Source organism: Kaistella sp. 97-N-M2 (assembly GCF_021513235.1).
Lineage (GTDB): Bacteria > Bacteroidota > Bacteroidia > Flavobacteriales > Weeksellaceae > Kaistella.
In genome coordinates this window covers 2,472,167-2,493,702 of the sequence record NZ_CP090976.1, presented here as the reverse complement: position 1 = coordinate 2,493,702, position 21,536 = coordinate 2,472,167, and the positions used below count along the sequence as shown (strand labels likewise).

Genomic DNA, 21,536 nt, shown 5'->3' with positions numbered 1-21,536 from the left:
TTAATGAAATAGTTATTTGACATAAAAACAAAAAAGGATAAAAAATTAATTTTATCCTTTTTGTGTGACCGCGAAGGGATTCGAACCCCTAACCCTCAGAGCCGAAATCTGATATTCTATCCAGTTGAACTACGCAGCCATTTTTCAAGTCAGCAGTTGAGTTTTGTATGATTGAGTTTTTAAGTTTTAAACGAATGAAATATTTGTATCAAACACTTCCATCTCAATTACGCGCCATTCTTCTACTCTTTAAAAGGAAATTTTAACTCCGCCCAAAATCTGTGCTCCCAAAACTTTATAACTTTTGTAAGTTTGATACCGGGTGTTGAGTAAATTGTTTCCGAGTGCGAAAATACTGAAATTTTTGTGAACTTTGTACTCTGCAGACAAATTTAAATCCGCAAATCCACCAACTTTGTCATTTATGTCTTCAGAAGAGAGAAAAACGTTCGGATTTATCCCTCCATTATTCACTTCAAATGAATTGGTCGTCTGGTCCGTCGCAAAAAACGCTTTCGCGCCCAGGTTCAGTTTTTTATCCAGCATCGAATATTTTCCGCCCAAACTTGCTCTTACCAAGGGCTTATTAAAAATGTTTTCGAAATTATCTAAACTGTATTGTTCAAATTTCAGTTCGGCGTCCAAAGAGAGATTGGCCAAAGGAAAATACTGCACGCTTGCTTTTGCCTCACTAATGGTTCCGTTATCATAAACCGAGGAAAACGTGTTGGCATAATCATACGCCGGACGGTCATAATTCACGTCTTTGTTAAATAAATCGTTGGCGCGGAAAAATAAAATATCGTTCATCTTTCCGAAACCACCGCTAAAATCATATTTAATGTTTTGATCGATATCGCCGCGCAAACCGAAATAGAATTTATATTTTGTTTCCGTTGGACGTAATTCCTGATCCGAAACCAAATAAGGATTTTGCTCCAGCAAATTAGCGTAGGTATTCAGTTTCAAACCGCCTTCGATTCCGGCGTAGAACTTGAATTCGTCCGCCGCCGCAAACTGCAGTTCTGCTTTGGGAAACCAGTACGTCTTATTATTTTTTACTTGCTCAGTAACAATCATATTAGAATTCTTTGCATTTAAAAATGAAAAGTCGGAACCGATCATCACGTAAGATTTACCTTTGAAAAACGTAATTTTTGGCGCTACTGTCGCATTTAAAAACTCCGAAGAATTTTTATCGAGCAAATCGAAATCGGATTGGACGGTTTCCAAATTCAAACCTAAATCACCGTTGAAAAGCACCTCATCAAAAGCAGGCAAGTCGACGCCGTGCTTCGATAAATTAACCAAAACTTCCGCCTGATTTTCTTTTGCGCCAAAATAATCGCTCAGAAAAGAGGATTTCACGCGAACATCATTTAATATTTCGTTCGAATAAAAATCGTAATAACCGTTCACTTTCACGCGGTTGGTTTTCTGTTTTAAATCGATATTCCCGGAAGCCGGCGTTAAAGTATAAATGCCGTAATAATTATAATTGTTCAGTCCATAATCTGCGTTAACACTCAGTTTTCCCTGCTCTCCATAAGAATTTAAATAAACTCCAAGGTCCGCAGCACTTTGTTTGGAATCCCAGGCGTAAACTTTTTTCAACCCGTCGGTCGAAAGGAAATGAACATCGGCGCCGACTTCCATTCCGCTTTCCAGTTGCGTGGAAATATTTCCGTCTGCCAGGATTTTCCCGTAATTTCCCATCCCGAGCTGGAAATAGTTGTTCTGATTTTCGGCATCGAATTTCGGCGAAATATCTTCAACCTGAATTAAGGAAGTTTTGAAATCGGAAGACGCCGGAACATTTGTAATATCGTAGGTTGGCGGATTCGCGGACTTTTCTTCGGGCGGATAATTTTTTTCCGCTTCGATGGACGTTTTCTTCTTTTCAATTTTTTTGACTTCCGGTTCGCGTTTCCGGTCCAGGATTAATTTTTCTTCCTTGATCTGGGAAAAGGCAAACTGGGAAAAGCCTAAAAATAAGAGCGATAATATTTGAATTCGTTTATTCATTAATTTTATTTTTTAACCGACGTTTCGCGGCTTCGCCGCTTCCTGCGTATTTACTTTTTTTGGGCTTTAAGTCGATCTCCTCTGGAGAGGAATTTAGGGTAAGGACCACTTTTCCTTGCCCGGAACTTAGCTGACTATTTTTTAATTTGTTTCTTTAAATCTTTCGCCTCCGCCACAATATCCGGGAAATCCTGATAATTAGCGATGATTTGATCCGCTGTATAGCTCGCCTGGTAATTATCCTTCAAACCGATATAATTTCTAACCATCAAAACCAAAGATTTCGCGCCCCAATATTCCTCTGAAGCATAATTATTGGCCAGTTTAAAAATGGTTTCGTTCGATGATTTAAAGGCTTTGCCTTTGTTTTGATAATAGGCCTTGGCATACAAAGCTTCGGCTGCAACTTCCGTGTTCGATGATTTTTCTAAAGCCGCATAAGCCGTCTTTGCCTCGGTGTCTTTACCATTGTTCATCAAGCTGCGCGCTTTGATGACTTTCGCAAGTTCGTTTACGGAAGAGGAATTTTTTGGATTCTGCAAAACAAAGTCAGCCAAAGTTTCGGCTTTTCGGAAATCTTTTTCGTCGGCGTAAATTTTCATCAATTCCACATTGGCAAAGTTTTTCACGTTGGCGTTCGTAGAATTGGAAAGCGATACCAAATACTTTTTGGCTTCGTTGCTATTGTTTTGCGCGATATAGATTTGTGCAATTCTGGTTTGCGCGTCTTCCTGATAATCGTTCTGGACATTCGCTACTTCCTGTAAAACCAACAAAGCTTTTGCCGGATTCTGCGTCTGGAAATAACTTTCACCCAATTCATACTGCGCCTGGTATAAACCTTCGCCGGTCGGATTTTGAATTAAATATTTTTCAAAAAGCGGAATGGCATTTTTGTAATCTTTGCCTGCGTAGAAAGTTTTCGCGCGGTTCAGATTAATCTCATCAATTTCGGAGGCATCGATTTTTACGCCGATATTTTGGGCAAAACTTTGATAACCCGCGACATCATTATTTTTAATGAAAAGCGGACGCGCGGCCTGCACAATTTTGCTTGCAAACGCCGTGTTTTTATACTGATTTCCAAGAGACTTTAATTCTGATAAAGCTTTTGCATCTTCGTTTTGATCGATGTAGTTCTGCGCACGGTAAATCTGTGCATTGGCGACTAAATCTTTATCAGTGCTTGTTTTAATGACTTGTGAAAAATAATCGTTGGAGCTTTTATAGTCGTCATTTGCCGCGTAAGCAGTCGCGATCTCAAATTGCGCATCATCGAAATATTCCGAATTTTTATACTGATTTAAAAGTTTTTTAAGTTCAGTGATTTTTGCTACGGTGTCGCCCTTAAATCCAAGAGCCATGGCTTTTTGGAATGGCGTATAATCGTCGGCGCTTTCCGTTTTGTCATAAATGGCGATGGCCTCGTTCAGATCATTGTTTGCGTAATATGTATCTGCCAGGCGAAGTTCAGCATCATTTTTAAATTCCGGTTTCGGATCTTTTAAATAGGCCGTAAAATAATCTTTGGCTCTGTCGAATTTTTTAGATTTGAAATAAGCGTAACCCAAATCGTAATTCAGCTGTTGTTTCTCCGGGAAATTTTCTGATTGGAGTTTCTCAAAACGCACGATTGCGGAAGGATAATTTCCCTTTTGGTAGTACGTTTGCGCCAACCAATAAGTGGCTCTGGAATTAAATTCTTTGTTGATATTGAATTCAAGACTTCTTAAGAAATATTTTTCAGCAGCGTCTACATTTCCTTTGTTGAATTCCTCCGTTCCCAATAAGTACGAAACTTCCTGATCTACTTTATCGGTTTCCGGTGTCGAATTCGGCATTTTATCAATCGCGGCCAAAGTTCCTTTATAATCGCCGGAATACAGATAAGATTTCACCAAAAGCGATTTCATTTCTTTGGTATCCGGACTGTTCGGGTATTTTGAAATATAACTTTGAATCACATTTGAAGCAGATTCAAAAGGATTTCCAAGCTCGTAACTCAGTTTTGCATACTGTAAATGCGCGAGTTGCTGCACTTTCGGATCGTACGTCATTTGATACGAGGACCGAAAGGCAGAAAGCGCTTCCTGTTTTTTACCAACCTCCAGATACGCATTTCCTAGCTGGTAATAAGCGTTTTGAGCGGTTGCCGAATTGCTGTTCAACAGTTGATTATAATAAGAAACGGCTTCGTCGTATTTTTTCAGATGTGCTGAGACAAATCCCATTTCATACAGATCGCTTTCGGACGGGGTTTGTTTACTATCCAGATAAATTTTTAAGTGCGGATAAGCCGAATCGTAATCGCCTTTCATAAAATAACTTTCGCCAATCATTTTATGAACTTCCGCTTTATAATCGGCGGAAATATCTTCATTTAACAAAGCATTGCCTTCCACAATTGCCTTATCGTAATCTTTATCGTTGAAATACAGTTGCACATAATAAGGTTTTACCACGCGTGCATATTTCTCGTTGTCTTTAATATTATCGAAAAACGTAAACGCTTTGTAGTTTTGTCCGTCCGCATAATACAAATGCCCCAACATGTAGGCGATGTCGTTTTTATCGGAACCTTCTGTGGTTTTATAGGCTTCTTCCAAAGCTTCAATCGCGCCCTGAGAATCACCCGTCATGAATTTCGCATAGCCGAGTTTCATGATATACTGCGTGTTCTCTTCTTTTGAAAGTTGGTATTGGTTTACGTTATTCAACGTTTCCAAAGCTTTGTCAAAATTTTTCTGCGTTAAATAGAAGTCTGCCAAAGGCAAATTCGCCTGTGCAAAATACGCCGAGTTCGGATATTCCTTAATAAAAGCATCCAGGCCTTCTTCCGCATGATTTTTACGCAAAATAACGCCGATGACGTTATCGAAAAACTGCGCTGCTTCTTTGCGGGATGTAGACAGGTTTTGGTTGTAAAAATACTGACGCGCATACTCGAACTGGGATGCGTTGTAAATTTTATTTTGGTACAAATTTTCCGCGAGGTTAAAGCGGTAATTTTCGCGGTCGCTGAAGAATTGAGATTGTTGAGCCTCGGATAAGCCGAAATAGAAAATCGCCGTTGCGATTAAGATTTTTTTTGAATTCATTTAATCCTGTTTTTCGGTAGATTTTGGCAGCGCTGTTAGAGCTTGAAGCTCTAACAGCGCTATCCACATTTAATCAACGAAAATAGAGAAAAGTTATTGTTTCTCCAAACAAATTTGCTGGTTGTGGAAATGTGGATAACTTTGGAAAAACCCGAAAATCTTAAAAATTTATATTTTGAGCACTCTCAAAATTCCAGGGAAATTTAAATTAATTCATCATACTAATAATGGATTCAAAACAATATCTGGTATGCAGTTAATTTCGATTCTTCAAAAGGATCCAGCCTTGTCGCTGCTCCGTTTTTTGCGTTACCGCATCATACCATGAAACTGCATACCAATAAGAAGAAGTTGGCAGCGCCCGGCCGTTCTGTTTTCCGTCCCATTCTGTCTGATTGGGATTCGTGGATTCAAAAACTTTCCTTCCGTTGCGGTCCACGATCACAATCGAAACCTTTTCCATTTGGTCGAGATTTTCAATGCGCCAGAAATCATTGATGCCGTCTGAATTTGGGGTGAAAGCATTGTTGATCTTAATAAAGTAGACTGTTTTTGGCGGACCGAAACATCCCGTTGCAGATTCTACCTGAATTTCATAAGAAGAGGCAGTTGGATTTTGTAAAATATTTGAATTCTGCGGAACGCCGTTAAAATAATATCGATACGGTTTTACACCACCGTTTGCAATGACTTCTATGGAAGTATTTGTTTGATTAATGACTTCAATTTTAGGCTGATTCTCCTCAGAAATAATAAAATCGTGCGTATAAAAACAGCCGTTTGAATTCGTGAGTGTTACGGAATAATTCCCGGGAGCCATAAAGTCTACCGTTTGACTTGTTTCGCCTGTACTCCATTGCCAGCTGATGTTCTCAGCACCTGCGTCAATGGTTACTGTTTCTCCATAACAAATAAAATATTTATTGAGGAGTGTTGACGACTTCGTTGGCGTATCGACTTTTAAATCTATTTGCCCAGCAGACGGACAGAACCCGGGTAATGTTATCCGAACAAAAACCGTTTGCGCAAAAGCCGTTTCATTCGTATAACTTGCAGCGATCGGCTGACTGAACGCAGCGTCTTTAAAATATTCAAACGTCGCAGAAGGATCAGGGGTAAAGGTAGATTTCACATCATCCAGATTGAAATCTGTTTTACCGTCAAAGTCTGTATCGCATTTTGTGATAGCTGCGGAATTATTTAGCAATACGGAATTTCCTCCTTTAATGAACGTTACGTTTTGAACATCGGAAAGACAGCCTGTGGTAGTGTCTTTCATTAAAAATTTAATGGTTTTAGGCAAAGTGGTAACGTCAAAAGTGTTCGGCAAAGGATTTCCTGAGTCATCCGTAAAGGTATAATTGGCCGAATTATTAGTGACTGCATTCTTAAAACTCTGCAAAGAATACGTTGTTTCCGAACAGATTAAAATAGTGGAAGTACTAGCAACAGGTTTTGGATTGTAGGACAGATTGACCGTAACCGTATCGCTACAGGTAGTATTGTAAATAACTTTGATGTAGGGATTTAGTCCAAAAACCCCGGCATCGTAATTCGAAACTTGAGCGGCCGTTAATAGCGTTCCAGTAGTCGAATAATATTCCAGATCTACAGTGACAGGCGCTTGAGCATCGGTCAATAAACCGGGAGCCTGCGTTAGATCGAAAATTGAATTCCCTACACAGTTTGCTTTCGGTATAGAAGTAACCAAAAGATTGGGCTTGTGATAAACGAGCAGCGTAATGGAGGGATGATCTGGAGAAACACAGCCTGTTAAATTATTTACGGCCCGAATGAACAGCGTGGTATAATTCAGTCCACTTCGAAAATTGTAGTTCACGGGATCTTTGCCGGATTCGGCATCCCCTAAATTATTATGGAAAGTAACAGTCACATTTGGATCAGCATTTATCTCCGGAATCAGCGACGCGAGATCAAAAGTTTGCGTTGAACTCGCACATTGCGGAGGTAACTGGGTGGTTGGCGTGTTTGCCAGAACTTTTGCGTCTTCCGTAAAAACAATTGTTGAAGTTGTTGTACAGTTTGAATTTATTGAATTCTTCGGAACGATTTTCACCCAGACTTTCGGAAAGAGTTTTGGATTAAGGACTGCACCCGCAGAATAATTAACACCATCGGTGGAATACTGATAATCGAAAATATTAAAATTAATACCACCCAAATCCGGAAGGTATTGTGAAACATCAATGGAAGTTTCACCAAAACAGTATTTCTTTGGCAAATTATTAATTGCCGCAGGTAAAGCATCGAACCGAAGGGTAAAACTGGTATTTATGCTGCACCCCGAAACCGGGTCATTTACTGCAATAGTAATGGTCCTCGTTGTATTGCCGGCAATCTGAAAATTAGCCGGATCGTTAATTGCGGTTCCATTCTCGCTGAAAACTAAAGTATATTTGGTTGGATCTGCGGGATAATAATCGTATAAATTAAGTATTTTGGTAGCTGCACCCGTTGTGTCACAATAATTAAACGGTGTATTGGCCGCATTAAAAGGCGGGATCGTCGAATTTAAATTAACTGCAACAGGATTAGAATCTACGGAACATGTAGGGCTTAATTTTCGCGAAATCCGTACAAAATAATTTCCTGTTTGCGTCGCATAGTAAGAATTAGAGGTTCCTAAAACGGTTGCACTTCCAACCAAAAACCACTGATAATTGACGTCTGCATCATTAGGCACCGTTAAATTAACACCACTAACGCAACCTCCCGGGCTGCTGGCGGTGATAGTAGGCTTCTGTAGTTTTTTAAAAAGAACCTCGTCGGAAACGGCATTTCCAACCTGAGCGCCTGCACCATCGTGATAGGTAACTTCTACTTTCAGAAGATCGCCGTCGTTGGGTGCAAATCCCGACAAAGTATTGGTGGTTTCTCCTAAGAGCACCGCATTTTGATACCATTTGAACTTTGGCGTCAGGTTTTGATTGGGCGTGAAAATCCACGCAATGCCCTCCGATTTCCAAGGACCATTATTATAGTTAGAACCGGAATTACTGTGGTCAGGAATTCTACGTTTCGACGCATCGTCATTTTGAAGTCCCAAAATTGCATTGTAAGTGTCTTCCGTTTTGTTATTCACATAAATGATAATTCTGCCATCTTCTACCAACAAAACACTGCTGGTATAAGCAACACTGGAAAAACCGCCTGTTCCGTCACTTCGAATTTGATTTTGATAAGAAATCAAAAGTGCATTAACGCCGCCAACCGTTACCGTTTTATAATTATACGTGATGCTGTTGTTTTGAGGTCGCGAGACTAAATCGGTGTAGCCGAAGAAGATTTGGGCTAAATTCAGTTCCTGCGTAGGATTGTTTTTGTAAACTTTGTTATAATCCGTCGAAGGCAGCGCGGAATAAGTGTTATAATTTGGGATCCCGCTGAAAGTTCGGTCCGTATAAACATTAATATCATTGAGGTTATTGAGCTGCACATCGTTCGTAAAAACCAGTCTGCCGTTTGTTCCGGCGACGACTTTCGTGTAGTTTTTACCATAAAAACTAAAATTAAAGCCAATAGGAATCGCTGTGCTGAATTTATTGGTACCCGTTACCGGAAAAGTGATGGGGGTTCCGCCCGCAGCAAGCGGAAAAGCGGCCGGCGTGCCTTCACTTATTGCATAGTCGCCTGTTGAAGAAGCTACAGCATCTACCTGCAGGTTGAATGTTTCTCCATTACAAAAATAAAGTTGAGACGGATACATAATATTATCCGCAGGATTAAAAAGGTTCACAGATTGTGCGAATCCGGAGACGAACGAGAAAAGGAAAATGATAAAAGAAAAATTCCGCATTCAGTATATTTTTAGCAAAAATAAGCCATTATTTATAACCCGCATTATCGCGATTTTAGTATATCAAACCTAAAAAAAATTAAATTTCTCAAATTTTCTTTTACATTTGTGTAAATTAAAATTAATATGAATCAGCTATTCCGACGAAAGAACTATAATAACAACAACCATTCATCCGGTCTTTCACGCGTTTTAGGAGTCTGGGATATTGTATTTTTCGGAATAGCGGCGATCATCGGTGCCGGCAGTTTCAGCAGTTTGGGCGAAGCTGTTTTCCGCGGCGGCCCCGGCGTTATTATTCTCTACATTATTTGCGGCTTTGCGTGTGGTTTCACGGCACTTTGTTATGCTGAATTTGCCAGCAGAATCCCAACCGCAGGTTCTGCATACACCTATGCCTACGCAAGTTTCGGCGAATTGATCGCCTGGGTTATCGGCTGGGCTTTGATTATGGAATATTCTTTTGGAAACATTTACGTAGCCTTTTCCTGGAGTGATTATTTTACAAGTTTTATGGGTCGACTCGGTGTTTTTATTCCCGCCTATTTAACCTGCAGCTATCCCGAAGCACATAAAGCGGTGCTGAATGGTTCGCAAAATTTAGAATTACTTAACGCCTGGAAAAATGCGCCGCTTATAGGAAATTTGCGAATTATCCTTGATATTCCGGCGTTGGTAATCAACGGGTTAATTACGTGGTTGGTTTATCGCGGCGTTCGCGAAAGCAGAAACTTTAATAATGTTTTGGTTCTTATGAAACTGGCCGTTATTATTTTAATCATACTGGTAGGTATCGCTTACATTAACGTGGATAACTGGACGCCGGTTAATACCGTAACAAAAGTTTCGTCCTTTATGCCCAACGGTTTTGCCGGAGTCATGAGTGCTGTTTCCGGCGTATTTTTCGCCTATATCGGTTTTGATGCTTTAAGCGTTCTTTCTGAAGAAACAAAAGATCCTCAAAAGAATCTGCCGCGAGGGATGATTATCTCTTTGGTCCTATGTACCGTTATTTATATCATTTTAACGTTAGTACTCACGGGAATGGTAGATTACAGGAGATTCGACGGTATTGGAGATCCTTTATCCTTTATATTTGAAAGATCCAACGCAAACCTTCCGTGGATGGAATTAACCGTCTCTTTCGTCGCCATTATCGCCATTACCACTGTACTTTTGGTTTTTCAAATGGGACAGCCCAGAATTTGGTATGCCATGAGCCGCGACGGTTTAATGCCGAAAAAATTCATGGAAATTCATCCAAAACATAAAACACCCTCTTTCGCAACTATTATTACAGGCGTTGTAGTTGGTGTACCAATTCTATTTACGGATAAATCCTTTATTCTTGACTTCACGAGTATTGGGACCATTTTTGCCTTCGTACTGGTCTGCGGCGGCGTATTGTTACTGCCTTCAAAAGAAAAACTGCCGGGAAGATTTCACATGCCTTACATTAACTCAAAAATTATTTTCCCTTTTATTTTTCTGGGCGGGTTATTCTTCTTCTACTGGTGGCAACCGGAGTTTTTCCAGACTTTGATGGATTGGAATCACCCGACAGAAGGTGAATTTCGTATTTCTATGGTCCTTTTCATCATCATCAATGTGGGGCTGTGCATTTTGGCATTTGTAAAAAATCTTTCTTTAATACCTCTTATGGGATTAAGTTCCTGTCTCTATCTTTTAACGGGAATGAGCCATAATAACTGGTTTTGGTTTATCGTGTGGTTCGGCATCGGAATGATTATTTATTTTTCTTACGGCTACAAAAACAGCAAACTAAATAACGATCTGAATGGTGATTTAAAGTAAAATCTTATATAAAGGTTTCTAAAACATCGCTCTCGTCCTAAAAATCTAAAATGCCCCGCAAAAGTCGAACACTTGGCGGGGCTTTTTTCCGAAAACGTGATTAATAAAACACGTTTTAGTTTCTCTTTCTGCAATTACAGAAAATGGTAAATTATTGCAGCACAGCTTTTTCAACATTTAAGAATTGTCTTAGAACGCACTCGGATTTTCTATCAATATATTTGTCTGTGACGAAAGCATCTTAACTTTAAATTTAATTTTGAAAAGAATACACCAAAAATCACGTGCTGCGCAGATGTGGTTTTAATTTAAGGAACTCAGAAACCATTTAATAAAAAATCCCCTCCATAACTGAAGGGGATTTCGTATTGATAAAAATTAGTTTACATATACGCTTCAATTGGCGCGCAGGTACAGATTAAATTTCGGTCGCCGTAGGCTTCATCTACTCGGGAAACGGTAGCGAAAAACTTGTGATCGCGCACCCAGTCCAATGGATATGCCGCTTTTTCGCGGCTGTAAGGTTTGTCCCAGGAATCCGAGATCACCACCTGTTCCGTATGCGGTGCATTTTTCAACACATTGTTTGCTTCGTCTGCCTCGCCGTTGGCGATCTCATCGATTTCTTTTTTGATGGAGATCATGGCTTCCGCAAAACGATCCAGTTCGCGTTTGCTTTCAGATTCTGTTGGTTCAATCATCATGGTTCCGGCCACCGGAAAACTCACCGTTGGTGCATGGAAACCATAATCCATCAACCGTTTCGCAACATCTGCAACTTCAATTCCGATGGATTTAAACTGCCGGAAATCGATGATACATTCGTGCGCCACTCTGCCGTTGGCATTGGCGTAAAGAATTGGGAAATGCGGAGACAAAACTTCTTTTAGATAATTTGCGTTTAAGATGGCGTGTTCTGTCGCTTTCATCAAACCGGAAGTTCCCAGCATTTTAATGTAGGCGTAAGAAATATTCAAAACCAAACTGGAACCGTAAGGCGCAGCGGAAATGGCTTCAATGGACTCTTTGCTGCCAATTTTAATATTTGGGTTGGTTGGTAAAAACGGAACCAAATGTTCCGCGACGCAGATCGGTCCAACACCGGGACCGCCGCCGCCATGAGGTATAGCGAATGTTTTGTGCAAGTTGAGGTGGCAAACATCGGCACCGATATTTCCGGGGCTGGTAAAGCCAACCTGGGCATTCATATTCGCACCATCCATATAAACCTGGCCGCCGTGACTGTGGATCAATTTGGTTATTTCTTTAATATTTACGTCAAATAAACCATACGTTGAGGGATAAGTAATCATGATGGCCGAAAGATGCTCGCTGTGCAATTCTGCTTTTGCCTTTAAATCTTCAAAATCGATTTCGCCGTTTTCCAGATTCTTCACTACCACGACTTTCATTCCGGCAATCACTGCGGAAGCTGGATTAGTTCCATGTGCCGACTGTGGGATTAAGGCAATGTTCCGGTGACCTTCGCCGCGCGATTTATGATACTCGCGGATCACCATCAAACCTGCATATTCGCCTTGCGCACCGGAGTTTGGTTGTAAGGAAGTTCCGGCAAATCCTGTAATTTCTGCCAAATCTTTTTCGAGTTCTTTAATCAGGATCTGATAACCTCCTGCCTGTTCTGTGGGAACAAACGGATGGACACTGCCCCATTCTGCCCAGGAAAGCGGCAACATTTGCGTTGCAGCGTTCAGTTTCATGGTGCAGGAACCGAGAGAGATCATCGAGTGCGTTAAGGAGAGATCTTTTCTTTCCAAACGTTTGATGTAACGCATCAATTCCGTTTCGGTGTGGTATTTATTGAAAACATCGTCCGTTAAAATGGCATCTTTTCGCAAAGAGCCGGCTGGAATCTGAATATCGTTTTTGATGACCAGTTTAAAACTCTGTTTGTCTTTATATTGCGCAAAAGCATCGAATAAGCACTGAAGTTTTGCTTCTGTAGAAGTTTCGTTGAGGGAAATGCTAATGACGCCTTCGGAAAAATAATTGAGATTAATCCGGTGATCACGCATCAAACGCATCAAAGCATTCTTTTCTTCTTCGTGAATTCTAAATTTCACCGTATCGAAAATAGGTTCGTCCACAATATCGTAGCCCAACATTTTTAAACCGTCGTGCAGTGCATTGGCTTTAAAATGAATTTGATCGGCAATAAAATTCAAACCTTTTGGTCCGTGATAAACGGCATACATTCCGGCCATGACGGCCAGAAGAACCTGCGCTGTACAAATATTGGAAGTCGCTTTTTCGCGTTTGATATGCTGTTCGCGTGTCTGCAAAGCCATTCGCAATGCGCGCTTGCCGTAAACATCCTGAGACACGCCAATAATCCGTCCCGGTATATCGCGTTTGTACTCTTCTTTACAGGCAAAAAATGCCGCGTGAGGGCCACCGTAACCCATCGGAATTCCAAACCGTTGCGTGGTTCCCACGGCACAGTCCGCGCCCATATCGGCAGGCGATTTTAATTTCACCAAGGCCATTGGATCGCACGCGACCACAACCTGTAAATAGTGTTCTTTGTAATAGGCAATATTTTCGGTGTAGTCGATGATGATTCCGTTTTTGCCGGGATATTGAAGTAAAACCCCGAAATACGTATCGTTGAACTGATGATTTTTATAGTTGCCGATAATGATATCAATACCTAAACCTTCTGCTTTCGTTTTAAGAACAGCGATGGTTTGCGGCAAAACAAGATCGGACACGAAAAATTTCTGCGCGCCGCTTTTTTTCTGGGTTTTGGTGCGGCTTTCGAAAAACATGTGCATTGCTTCGGCCGCGGCGGTAGATTCGTCCAAAAGAGAGGCATTCGCCAGATTAAATCCTGTTAAATCGCAAACCACGGTTTGAAAATTCAGCAACGCTTCTAATCTTCCCTGTGCAATTTCTGCCTGATAAGGCGTGTAAGCGGTGTACCAGGAAGGGTTTTCCAAAATATTGCGCTGTATGGCGCTGGGCAAAATGGTGTTGTTGTAGCCAAACCCAATGTAATTATCATACATGATATTTTTCGAGGCCAAATCTTTCGAGTGCGCCAGCATTTCGTATTCTGAAAGTGCCGGAGAAATGTCTAAATCTTTTTCTAAACGAATTGAATTGGGAATGGTTTGGGAGATTAGTTCATCCATATCCGCAACACCAACTTTCTCTAACATCGCCTGTTTATCGGCTTCATTTAAAGAAATATGGCGGTTAACAAACTGTGTAGTGTCCATAAATTTTTACTAGATTTTATTTTGAAATAGAGGTTCGTAAAAATACAACTTTTTAATAAAATCAGCAGTGATAAATATCATCAAAAAGACAAAGGGTCACCGAATTATTAGAACGGCTTCTTCTCTATAAAATCTATCTTTGCAGAATGATTGCGCCCCTTCTGCCTTCTAAAGTTCCGCCTTTGGTAAGTTACTCCGCGAACCGCGAAGAAATTTTTTGCGGTAAAAAAAAATGCTGTAAGAAATACAAAAAAGGAAAACGCTGTAAAAAATGTCCCAGCCGTCTAAAGATTTCCTGAGTATCGAATTGTTCTTAGGTCGAAAAAGTTTTGATCAGAAGTAAAATCGCCACCACCGCAAAGAGCACTGCCAGTCCGATCCGCAAAAATTTCGACTGTCCGCCGGGGTTTGTTCGCGTGGGTTTTTGAGGCTTAAACATTTCTTCCACCTCATTTCGGAATTTTTCTTTGTCATTTTCAAAAACTTCGGTGATCGTGATGCCACGCACGAGCGTTTTGTTGAGCAACGTATTTGTGGCATGCAGTAATATCTGAAATTTTCCGTCCTTAAATTCGGTAATCTTAAAAACCCGTTCGCCATAACCTTTTTCCAGACCAAAAGGCAGGATTTTCACGGTGTCTGCATTATGAGTTTGCCAGGTGACAATAACTTCTTCGCCTTTTTGAACACGAACTTTATTCGCGGTGAAGGTCTTGATGGAGGGCGGCAATGTTGGGCGGTAACTGCGTTGCTGGTGCCCTAAATTTTCGTCGTAGATCCGGCGGTTTTCCGGGTCGCCCAGCATTTCGTAGGCTTCCTTGATTTCCATAAAACGCTGGGCGAAAAAGTCGTCGTTGTCGTTTTTGTCGGGATGATATTTTAGGGATAATTTTCTGTAAGCTTTTTTAATGTCTTCCTCCGAAGCATTTTCTTTGACGCCGAGAAAATAATAGTAATTCTTCATTCTTAAAAGCAAACACAAAAATAAGGATTTTAAATTTCGCCCAGAAAAAAACGGAAAGAATAAATCTCTCCGTTTCAAAATAACTGAATAATTGGACTTAGTTATGCTTCCGCACGTTCTTCTTTCCAAACTCTTTTGCAGCAGCGGTGCGACGCGAATTTCTGCTTGATCTTGCTTTTGAGTTCTTCGTACTTCTCGTCGTCGAGCTCGCGAATTTTGTCGGCGAACGCGAAAGGCGTTCTGCCTTTGATGCCGTACTCCTCGAAAATACCTTTCACTGCCCTTTTTCTGTTCGCCATTTTTTTCACTGCGATCGCCACGCCAACGGCTGCCAGGACACCAAATACCCCTTTTAAACTTGAATTTTTCATTTTTTTAAATTTTACGTTTTACATTATCTTCTATTAAAGTCGGGCTGATCCCGTTTTTACTTTAATGTTTTATTTTGAAGCACTGCTCTTTTTATTGAAGACGCTTAGAATTGAAATTTACTTTAATGACGACGATAATTTTTAAGTTTTGGCTCAATCCTTTTATATCTAATAAAGAAAAAGCGGGCTAATGCCCGCTCTCAATAACAATTCACCAATTTATCTTAACATTTGTCCCGAAAGAAACCGCGGTCGCACCGTTGCTTCCACATTTCTTTAAATTTTTCCTTTTCCTCTTCGGACATTCCGTTCATTTTCGCTTCTTTCATGCGGCGAAATTTCTCTCTGCCGAAACCTTTCTTGCCGGCAAAACCACCGAAAAGTATTTTCGACAAAACTAAAATCCCGATCGCCTGCCAAAAATTTATGGATTTCACGCCTACAATATCGGGCAGCAGCCAGTTCCAAAGCACCATCACCACGGCCGAAACTGCAAAAAACATTGCAACGGCAAACAAGGCGAAGAGCAACATTTTTCCTCTGAATTTATTTTTCATTTTTTCTTCTTTTATTCGTTTAGATCTTTATATAAAATCGACATTCGTTTTCGTAAATGTTTAACCGCGTAATTTTTTCTGCTGATGATGGTTTTAATGTTTTCACCTTGTTCATCGGCAATTTCCTGAAGTTTTTTGCCTTCGATCTCGCTTTCGACAAATGCGAGACGCTGCTTCGGCGGAAGCTCTTCCAGCGTGGCGAATAATTCTTTCCAAACTTCTTCGCGAAAGGCCAGCAATTCGGGATTTTCGGAGTCGTCCAAAAGCAGAATATCTTTGATGGAAAAACTGCCCTCTTCGTCTTCGTAAACAAAATCTTCCAAATTTTCCGTTTTTTTCCGGCGATAACTGTCTGTGATTTTGTTGCGCGAAACCGTGTAAAGCCAGGCGCTCACATTCACAATTTCGGAAATATTGGTTAAATTACTGAACTGGTACCAAACTTCCTGCAAAATATCTTCCGCATCTTCGGCATTATTTACTTTCGGACGAATAAAGGACAGCAACTTACCGCCATAATTTTTTACGGCATGCGAAATGAGGCTGTCTTTTTCGCGTTGTGACATATCGATAACTTCCACGTCCATATTCGGAAGGACGCGGATAAGTGGTTTTTACTTTAAAAAGGGGGTAAAAAAAGAAAAAGATTTCCGCCACATTATTTTTCCGCCAGGTCTTTTAAAAACTCAAGACCTTTGTTGAAACCCGTATTCATCATACTTTCCATATCTTTACTGGAATGCATAATGATGCGAAGTTCTGTCGTATTGGCATCGATGGCTCTTAAAAAATATTTTTCCTGGGCACCGCTCCATTCTTCAACCAGGCTGCTTTTCACATCTTCCACGCCATCTTTTATCATCCCTAAATGACTGAAAATTACTTCGTAGGGTTCATTGAGTGTTTTAATCGTCGAAACCATGCCATCGCCTTTAGCATCCAAGAAATAAGTTTTGCCGTCGATCTGCCAGTCGGTTTTTAGTTGTGAACCTTGCATGAAAAATTGCGTCCACTGCGGATAGGTCTTATCGTCCCAGAGTAAATCCCAAAGTTTTTGAATGGGCGCGTTGATCACTTTTTCGTAGTTTAAAGTTTCCATAATCAGAGTTTTAATTTTATAAATCGTTTTCGGCCAGTTGCTTAATTTTTCTGAAATTTTTCACATCACTTATCTTTTGGAAAGCCGAAATAACGGTACAATTTTAACGGCCAAAGTAAATTCGATGGATGAATTTGTTGATTATTTTAAGGGCAACTATTGAGCAGCTTCATTTTTTTCTTGTCCTTACGAGGCGTTGTACGCTTTTTCCAGATCTGAAATGATAATCTTCTTCATGTTCATCATCGCCTCCATGACTTTTATACCTTTCATGCGGTCTTCGCCATTCATCAGCGCCAGTAATTTTTTCGGTACGATCTGCCAGCTCACGCCAAATTTGTCTTTCAACCAGCCGCACCTGGATTCGCGCCCACCATCGGCACTCAGTGAATTCCACAAATGGTCCATTTCCTCCTGATCATTGGTCATGACAACAATTGAAATCCCTTCGTTAAAATCGAATTCATGATTGACAGAATTATCCATGCAGTAAAAGCTGTAACCATCGAGGGTAAAGTGTGCGTGCTGCACATTTCCTGGAACCTCCAGCGATTCGTCGCCAACGCCGTCGCCATATTTCAGCACGCCTTTGATACCGGAGTTCGGGAAAATTTGGGTATATAAATCCATGGCTTCCTGTGCTTTGCCGTTGTTATCGTGAATGAACATCAGCGTCGGAACAATTTTCTGCTCCTCGGAAGTTTCTCCCAGATAAAGTTGCCACGTAACGCCATATTTATCGCGGACCCAGCCATATTTTTTACTCCAGGGATATTCGCCAAGCTCCATTAAAACGACACCGTTTTTCGACAGGGCTGCCCAGTATTTTTGAACTTCCTCTTCCCTTTCGCACAGGACCGTAAACGAAATAGATGCGTTTTTTGTGAACTGAGCGCCACCATTTAAAATCATTAACTTCTGTCCGAACAGATCCATATTGACGACGGCCGGCGTGTCTGCGGTAATTCTGCCGCCAAAAGTGTGGCAGTAAAAAGCTACAGCCTCTTTTCCGTTGCCGTCAAACCAAAGACAGGGGAAGATAGTTGTATTCATTCTTTTGGTATCTTAAATTTGAATTAACTTTTAGAAATTCATAATCCACGGCTACTATTAATCGGCGTATTGTTCGAGAGAGTTTTTGAAGTGCAAATATTCCTTCTTATACTTCTCTAAATCTTTTTCTGCAATGTATACAATGCCGAAAATCATGTTAATGTTGCCTTCCGTTTCCGACGAAGATTCGTACGACCGAAAATAAGTGCCGTTTTTGGCCTGGATGGTCCATCTATTAATCCGTAAACCATCAACCACGGCGGAAGTGGAATCTGTTTTTATTTCGGAAGCTTTTAAATTAATGTCCGCGGGTACTCCGCTCCACTGCGGCGAAAAAACATAAAACTGAACTTTGTCATCACCCGAAGTAAAGATTGCGGAATCGAAGCCTTCCTTCTTGGTGAGTGATTTTTGCGAATTTTTTACCGAAAAACCGGCCGGATAATCAATCTCAAACCAGGCTCCGCTATATTTTTTGTAGGACGGTTCAGCGCCCGATTTGCGATCAATATTTAAGGAATTAGCTTTCCCCGATCTAGCTGAATCTTCGTGCTCTGCAGTGTTTTTAACTTCTTTCGAACAGGAATACAGAAAAAGAACGGAACCGGAAAATGCCCAAATCAGGTTAGTTATTTTCGACATATTTATGAAAATTATTTAAAATCGCATACCAGGCATCGCGCTGCATTTGGCGGGAATACTGCTCTTCGGGTTCAAAAATCTGCGTTACTTCGGTGGTATTTGGATCGATAGCGCGAAAGTGTACTTCGATTAGTCTTCCATCGTCCAATTGGCTTTTCACATGTTCCTGATCTTTAATTTCAGTTATGTTTCCGGAGAAATTATACCCAAAACTTTTGTCTTTGCATTCCAAACGGTAGTCAAATTTTCCACCTTCGCGAAAATCGATTACCGCTTTCGGGCAATGCCATTTTGGGGTCGTAAAATTCCACTTTACAATGTGCTTTGGAATGTAAAAATAATCCCAAACCTGATTTATAGGTTTTAAAATCGTAATATTAATCGTAATGGGCTCCATATTTAGTAATTTTTTTAAAAATACGGATTAATTTTTAAACTTTTCCTTGGGAGCGTTGCGGTCTAATTGTTTTCGACGTATTTATGAAAGTTATTTAAAATTCCGTACCAGCCTTCGCGCTGCATTTGAGGCGGTTGTTCCGGATCCGGTTCGAAAATTTCTGTTACTTTGGTCATATCAGGGTCGAGGCTTTCAAAAATAACCTCGACCTGTCTGCCATCATCCAGATGATAATTTATTTTTTTCAGCGGTACAATCTCATCAAAAACTCCGGTATAATCGAAGCCGAAGCTTCCGTCTTTGGCTTCCATACGGTAATCGAAAGCGCCGCCGACCTCAAAATTATTTTTGGCAGCAGGACAAACCCACTCGTCGGTCGCGAAATTCCATTCTGTAATATGTTCAGGTTTAGTAAAATAATCCCAAACCTTGTCGACGGATTTCAAAATGGTAATATCAATAGTAATAGGACTCATGTTTTTTTTTGTTAAATTTAAGCAATCCATTTTAATTAGAGCCGTTACTGCATCGAATGAATCCCGAATGTATTGCCTTCAGTATCCGTAACGATGGAACAGAACCCGTATTCGCCGAGCGATGTTTTTGGTTGAGAGATCTTTCCGCCTGCGGATTCGACGCGGCTTTCTTCAATACTGCAGTCTGTACTGAAAAAATAAACCATTGTGCCACCACCGCCGGCTTTCATTCCTTCCATTTTAACTAATGTTCCCGAAGCACCGGAGGTGAACGGGTCGCCGGGAAATGCTTTCATAATCATTGCCTCATTCGTGGGATCCGACATTTCCTGTAATTTGATTTGAAGAATTTCTTCGTAAAATTTCGTGGCGCGCTCCATATCGTCTACGTAAATCTCAAACCAGACCACCGGATTAAATTTTTGATTTTCCATGATAAGTGTTTATTAATATTATTTTTATTGAATTTTTTTAATTTAAATTTTAAGAATGACTCCTTTTTTAGCTGGAATTACAGACAGCTGTTAAGTACTTCAAAATATGTTTAAAGATAAAGCCATTTAAAGAAAGGGAACTTGCCCTAAGACAAGAAAATGAAAAGTTGAAAATTTAGATCCGAAGTTGGGGAAGAATTCTACGTTCTTTTATGATATCTCCGGAATTGGCACAAGCACGTTGCCGTAATCCGGAGGAAAGAGCGAACTGCTTGCCAGCAATCCGTAAGATCTACGGTTTCCCCCGCAACAACAGCCTCTTACTTAAAACAGAGAGAGTTGAATGGCTTTTTGATTATGTGGTTTTTCGGCCTCACCGAAAACCGTTCTGCCGCCATATTTCCAGGAATTGGCGCGTTCTTCTTCAATCACCTCATTAATATCAAAGTTGGGGTGAAAGCTTTCTTCTGCTTTTGCGATCATCTGATGCAGTTTTTCCACCGATTTCAGCTGGTCCGAATTCCCGAGTTTAGACTTTTCGATCCCTTTTTGTAAGATCGAAAGTGTTTCGTCGTAAATTTTTAAAGGCACAGGAAACGGATGACCGTCTTTTCCGCCGTGCGCAAAGGAAAATCTCGCAGGATCCTGAAAACGGGAAGGCGAACCGTGAATAACTTCGCTTACCAAAGCCAAACTTTGCAGCGTCCGCGGGCCAACTCCTTTTAACAAAAGCAATTCTTCAAAATTCTCTGGCTGTGTTTCGCGCGTTTTATAAAGCAATGCACCCAAACGTTTCAGATCTACATCAGAGGCCTGAACATCGTGATGTGCGGGCAAAATCAAACGGGCAAAATCCGCCATTATTTTTTCGGAATTGGTGTGAGAAATCTCTAAAATTCCGGAGCGGCTTTCTTTGGCCGCCTGCGCGGTAAGATTTAAGATTTTTCCTTGATTAATTCCTTCAATTCCGGTGTGCGGCTCTTCAACAAAAGATTTCAAATTTTCCGAATGCCAATGATAGCGGCGTGCGGTTTTATCGTTTACATTCATTCCCTGCTGAATAACGGCCCACTTTCCTTTATCGGTTAATATAAAGTTATGCGTGTACAACTGATAGCCATCCTGAACCGCCGTATTATCTACTTTGGCGGAAAGTTTACTGGCGCGCACAAGTTCATTACCGTTTAAACCGGTGTTTTCAGAAATTTTTAAGAGTTCTACAGGTGTTTGTATGGATGATTTTCCTTTACCGCCGGCGATATATATGCCAAGAGATCTCGAATTTGGATTGATGGATTTTTTTAAAGCACCCAAAACCGACGTGGTGATGCCGGAAGAATGCCAATCCATTCCCATGACGGAACCGAAGCACTGAAACCAAAAAGGATCACTTAATCTGCGGATGACTTCATCTTTTCCGTAATCGCTGAGCAAAACTTCGATCACCGAAAGGCCCAGTTTCGACATTCGCTCATACAGCCACGGTGGAACGGAGCCGTAATGAAGCGGTAAATCTGAAGAACCGGAGCGTTTCATTTACTAAAAA

16 protein-coding genes and 1 tRNA gene are annotated in these 21,536 nt (G+C 40.8%); 1 reads left to right on the top strand and 16 read right to left on the bottom strand.

What is annotated here, in order from left to right:
• Window positions 1-65 precede the first annotated feature (65 nt).
• The 4 genes from L0B70_RS11615 to L0B70_RS11600 all read right to left on the bottom strand — a co-directional run bounded on the left by L0B70_RS11615 (window position 66) and on the right by L0B70_RS11600 (window position 8,940).
• Window positions 66-139, bottom strand: a tRNA-Arg gene (locus L0B70_RS11615).
• A 110-nt stretch (window positions 140-249) separates the two neighbouring features.
• Window positions 250-2,025, bottom strand: a complete 1,776-nt coding sequence (locus L0B70_RS11610) for a TonB-dependent receptor (protein WP_235141939.1) — start codon at window positions 2,023-2,025, stop codon at window positions 250-252.
• A gap of 134 nt (window positions 2,026-2,159) precedes the next feature.
• Window positions 2,160-5,123 (bottom strand): lipopolysaccharide assembly protein LapB, encoded by a 2,964-nt coding sequence (locus tag L0B70_RS11605; RefSeq protein WP_235141938.1) that lies wholly within the window; start codon window positions 5,121-5,123, stop codon window positions 2,160-2,162.
• Between the two features lie 256 nt (window positions 5,124-5,379).
• Complete coding sequence (locus tag L0B70_RS11600) at window positions 5,380-8,940, bottom strand: T9SS type B sorting domain-containing protein (protein ID WP_235141937.1); 3,561 nt, start codon at window positions 8,938-8,940, stop codon at window positions 5,380-5,382.
• Between the two features lie 126 nt (window positions 8,941-9,066).
• On the opposite strand from L0B70_RS11600, the gene L0B70_RS11595 reads away from it, so the two are divergent.
• Window positions 9,067-10,755 (top strand): APC family permease, encoded by a 1,689-nt coding sequence (locus L0B70_RS11595; RefSeq protein ID WP_235141936.1) that lies wholly within the window; start codon window positions 9,067-9,069, stop codon window positions 10,753-10,755.
• A 383-nt stretch (window positions 10,756-11,138) separates the two neighbouring features.
• Here L0B70_RS11595 and gcvP read toward each other — a convergent pair whose 3' ends face one another.
• From gcvP to L0B70_RS11535, 12 genes are all read right to left on the bottom strand, one after another.
• Window positions 11,139-13,997 carry an aminomethyl-transferring glycine dehydrogenase gene (gene gcvP, locus L0B70_RS11590; RefSeq protein ID WP_235141935.1) on the bottom strand — a complete coding sequence of 953 codons (2,859 nt, stop codon included), beginning with the start codon at window positions 13,995-13,997 and terminating at the stop codon, window positions 11,139-11,141.
• Between the two features lie 313 nt (window positions 13,998-14,310).
• The gene (locus L0B70_RS11585; protein WP_235141934.1) at window positions 14,311-14,961 is read right to left on the bottom strand and encodes a J domain-containing protein; all 651 of its coding nucleotides are present in this window, start codon (window positions 14,959-14,961) and stop codon (window positions 14,311-14,313) included.
• A 101-nt stretch (window positions 14,962-15,062) separates the two neighbouring features.
• Window positions 15,063-15,332 (bottom strand): hypothetical protein, encoded by a 270-nt coding sequence (locus tag L0B70_RS11580; RefSeq protein ID WP_235141933.1) that lies wholly within the window; start codon window positions 15,330-15,332, stop codon window positions 15,063-15,065.
• A 224-nt stretch (window positions 15,333-15,556) separates the two neighbouring features.
• A complete protein-coding gene (locus L0B70_RS11575) occupies window positions 15,557-15,889 on the bottom strand; it encodes a hypothetical protein (RefSeq protein WP_235141932.1) in 333 nt (110 codons plus the stop codon).
• 11 nt (window positions 15,890-15,900) lie between these two features.
• Window positions 15,901-16,476: an RNA polymerase sigma factor gene (locus L0B70_RS11570; RefSeq protein WP_235141931.1), complete on the bottom strand. Its 576-nt coding sequence runs from the start codon at window positions 16,474-16,476 to the stop codon at window positions 15,901-15,903.
• A 71-nt stretch (window positions 16,477-16,547) separates the two neighbouring features.
• Window positions 16,548-16,988 carry an SRPBCC domain-containing protein gene (locus tag L0B70_RS11565; RefSeq protein ID WP_235141930.1) on the bottom strand — a complete coding sequence of 147 codons (441 nt, stop codon included), beginning with the start codon at window positions 16,986-16,988 and terminating at the stop codon, window positions 16,548-16,550.
• A gap of 186 nt (window positions 16,989-17,174) precedes the next feature.
• Window positions 17,175-18,041, bottom strand: coding sequence for a VOC family protein (locus L0B70_RS11560; RefSeq protein WP_235141929.1), 867 nt, complete (start codon window positions 18,039-18,041; stop codon window positions 17,175-17,177).
• A 57-nt stretch (window positions 18,042-18,098) separates the two neighbouring features.
• On the bottom strand, window positions 18,099-18,683 hold the full coding sequence (locus L0B70_RS11555; RefSeq protein WP_235141928.1) for a hypothetical protein: 585 nt from the start codon (window positions 18,681-18,683) through the stop codon (window positions 18,099-18,101).
• A complete protein-coding gene (locus tag L0B70_RS11550; RefSeq protein WP_235141927.1) occupies window positions 18,667-19,080 on the bottom strand; it encodes an SRPBCC domain-containing protein in 414 nt (137 codons plus the stop codon). Before L0B70_RS11550 ends, L0B70_RS11555 begins: the two co-directional genes overlap by 17 nt.
• Before the next feature lie 62 nt (window positions 19,081-19,142).
• The gene (locus tag L0B70_RS11545; RefSeq protein ID WP_235141926.1) at window positions 19,143-19,556 is read right to left on the bottom strand and encodes an SRPBCC domain-containing protein; all 414 of its coding nucleotides are present in this window, start codon (window positions 19,554-19,556) and stop codon (window positions 19,143-19,145) included.
• 44 nt (window positions 19,557-19,600) lie between these two features.
• Window positions 19,601-19,990 (bottom strand): VOC family protein, encoded by a 390-nt coding sequence (locus tag L0B70_RS11540; RefSeq protein WP_235141925.1) that lies wholly within the window; start codon window positions 19,988-19,990, stop codon window positions 19,601-19,603.
• 324 nt (window positions 19,991-20,314) lie between these two features.
• Window positions 20,315-21,526: a DUF763 domain-containing protein gene (locus L0B70_RS11535; RefSeq protein ID WP_235141924.1), complete on the bottom strand. Its 1,212-nt coding sequence runs from the start codon at window positions 21,524-21,526 to the stop codon at window positions 20,315-20,317.
• Between the last annotated feature and the right edge of the window lie 10 nt (window positions 21,527-21,536).

Excerpts from the sequence above, each read along its gene's own strand:
- L0B70_RS11555 (WP_235141928.1), bottom strand. The coding sequence starts at position 18,683 with ATGTCGAAAATAACTAACCTGATTTGGGCATTTTCCGGTTCCGTTCTT.
- gcvP (WP_235141935.1), bottom strand. The coding sequence starts at position 13,997 with ATGGACACTACACAGTTTGTTAACCGCCATATTTCTTTAAATGAAGCC.
- L0B70_RS11565 (WP_235141930.1), bottom strand. The coding sequence starts at position 16,988 with ATGGAAACTTTAAACTACGAAAAAGTGATCAACGCGCCCATTCAAAAA.
- L0B70_RS11585 (WP_235141934.1), bottom strand. The coding sequence starts at position 14,961 with ATGAAGAATTACTATTATTTTCTCGGCGTCAAAGAAAATGCTTCGGAG.
- L0B70_RS11595 (WP_235141936.1), top strand. The coding sequence starts at position 9,067 with ATGAATCAGCTATTCCGACGAAAGAACTATAATAACAACAACCATTCA.
- L0B70_RS11540 (WP_235141925.1), bottom strand. The coding sequence starts at position 19,990 with ATGGAAAATCAAAAATTTAATCCGGTGGTCTGGTTTGAGATTTACGTA.
- L0B70_RS11605 (WP_235141938.1), bottom strand. The coding sequence starts at position 5,123 with ATGAATTCAAAAAAAATCTTAATCGCAACGGCGATTTTCTATTTCGGC.
- L0B70_RS11575 (WP_235141932.1), bottom strand. The coding sequence starts at position 15,889 with ATGAAAAATAAATTCAGAGGAAAAATGTTGCTCTTCGCCTTGTTTGCC.
- L0B70_RS11535 (WP_235141924.1), bottom strand. The coding sequence starts at position 21,526 with ATGAAACGCTCCGGTTCTTCAGATTTACCGCTTCATTACGGCTCCGTT.
- L0B70_RS11570 (WP_235141931.1), bottom strand. The coding sequence starts at position 16,476 with ATGGACGTGGAAGTTATCGATATGTCACAACGCGAAAAAGACAGCCTC.
- L0B70_RS11550 (WP_235141927.1), bottom strand. The coding sequence starts at position 19,080 with ATGGAGCCCATTACGATTAATATTACGATTTTAAAACCTATAAATCAG.
- L0B70_RS11560 (WP_235141929.1), bottom strand. The coding sequence starts at position 18,041 with ATGAATACAACTATCTTCCCCTGTCTTTGGTTTGACGGCAACGGAAAA.
- L0B70_RS11580 (WP_235141933.1), bottom strand. The coding sequence starts at position 15,332 with ATGAAAAATTCAAGTTTAAAAGGGGTATTTGGTGTCCTGGCAGCCGTT.
- L0B70_RS11545 (WP_235141926.1), bottom strand. The coding sequence starts at position 19,556 with ATGAGTCCTATTACTATTGATATTACCATTTTGAAATCCGTCGACAAG.
- L0B70_RS11600 (WP_235141937.1), bottom strand. The coding sequence starts at position 8,940 with ATGCGGAATTTTTCTTTTATCATTTTCCTTTTCTCGTTCGTCTCCGGA.
- L0B70_RS11610 (WP_235141939.1), bottom strand. The coding sequence starts at position 2,025 with ATGAATAAACGAATTCAAATATTATCGCTCTTATTTTTAGGCTTTTCC.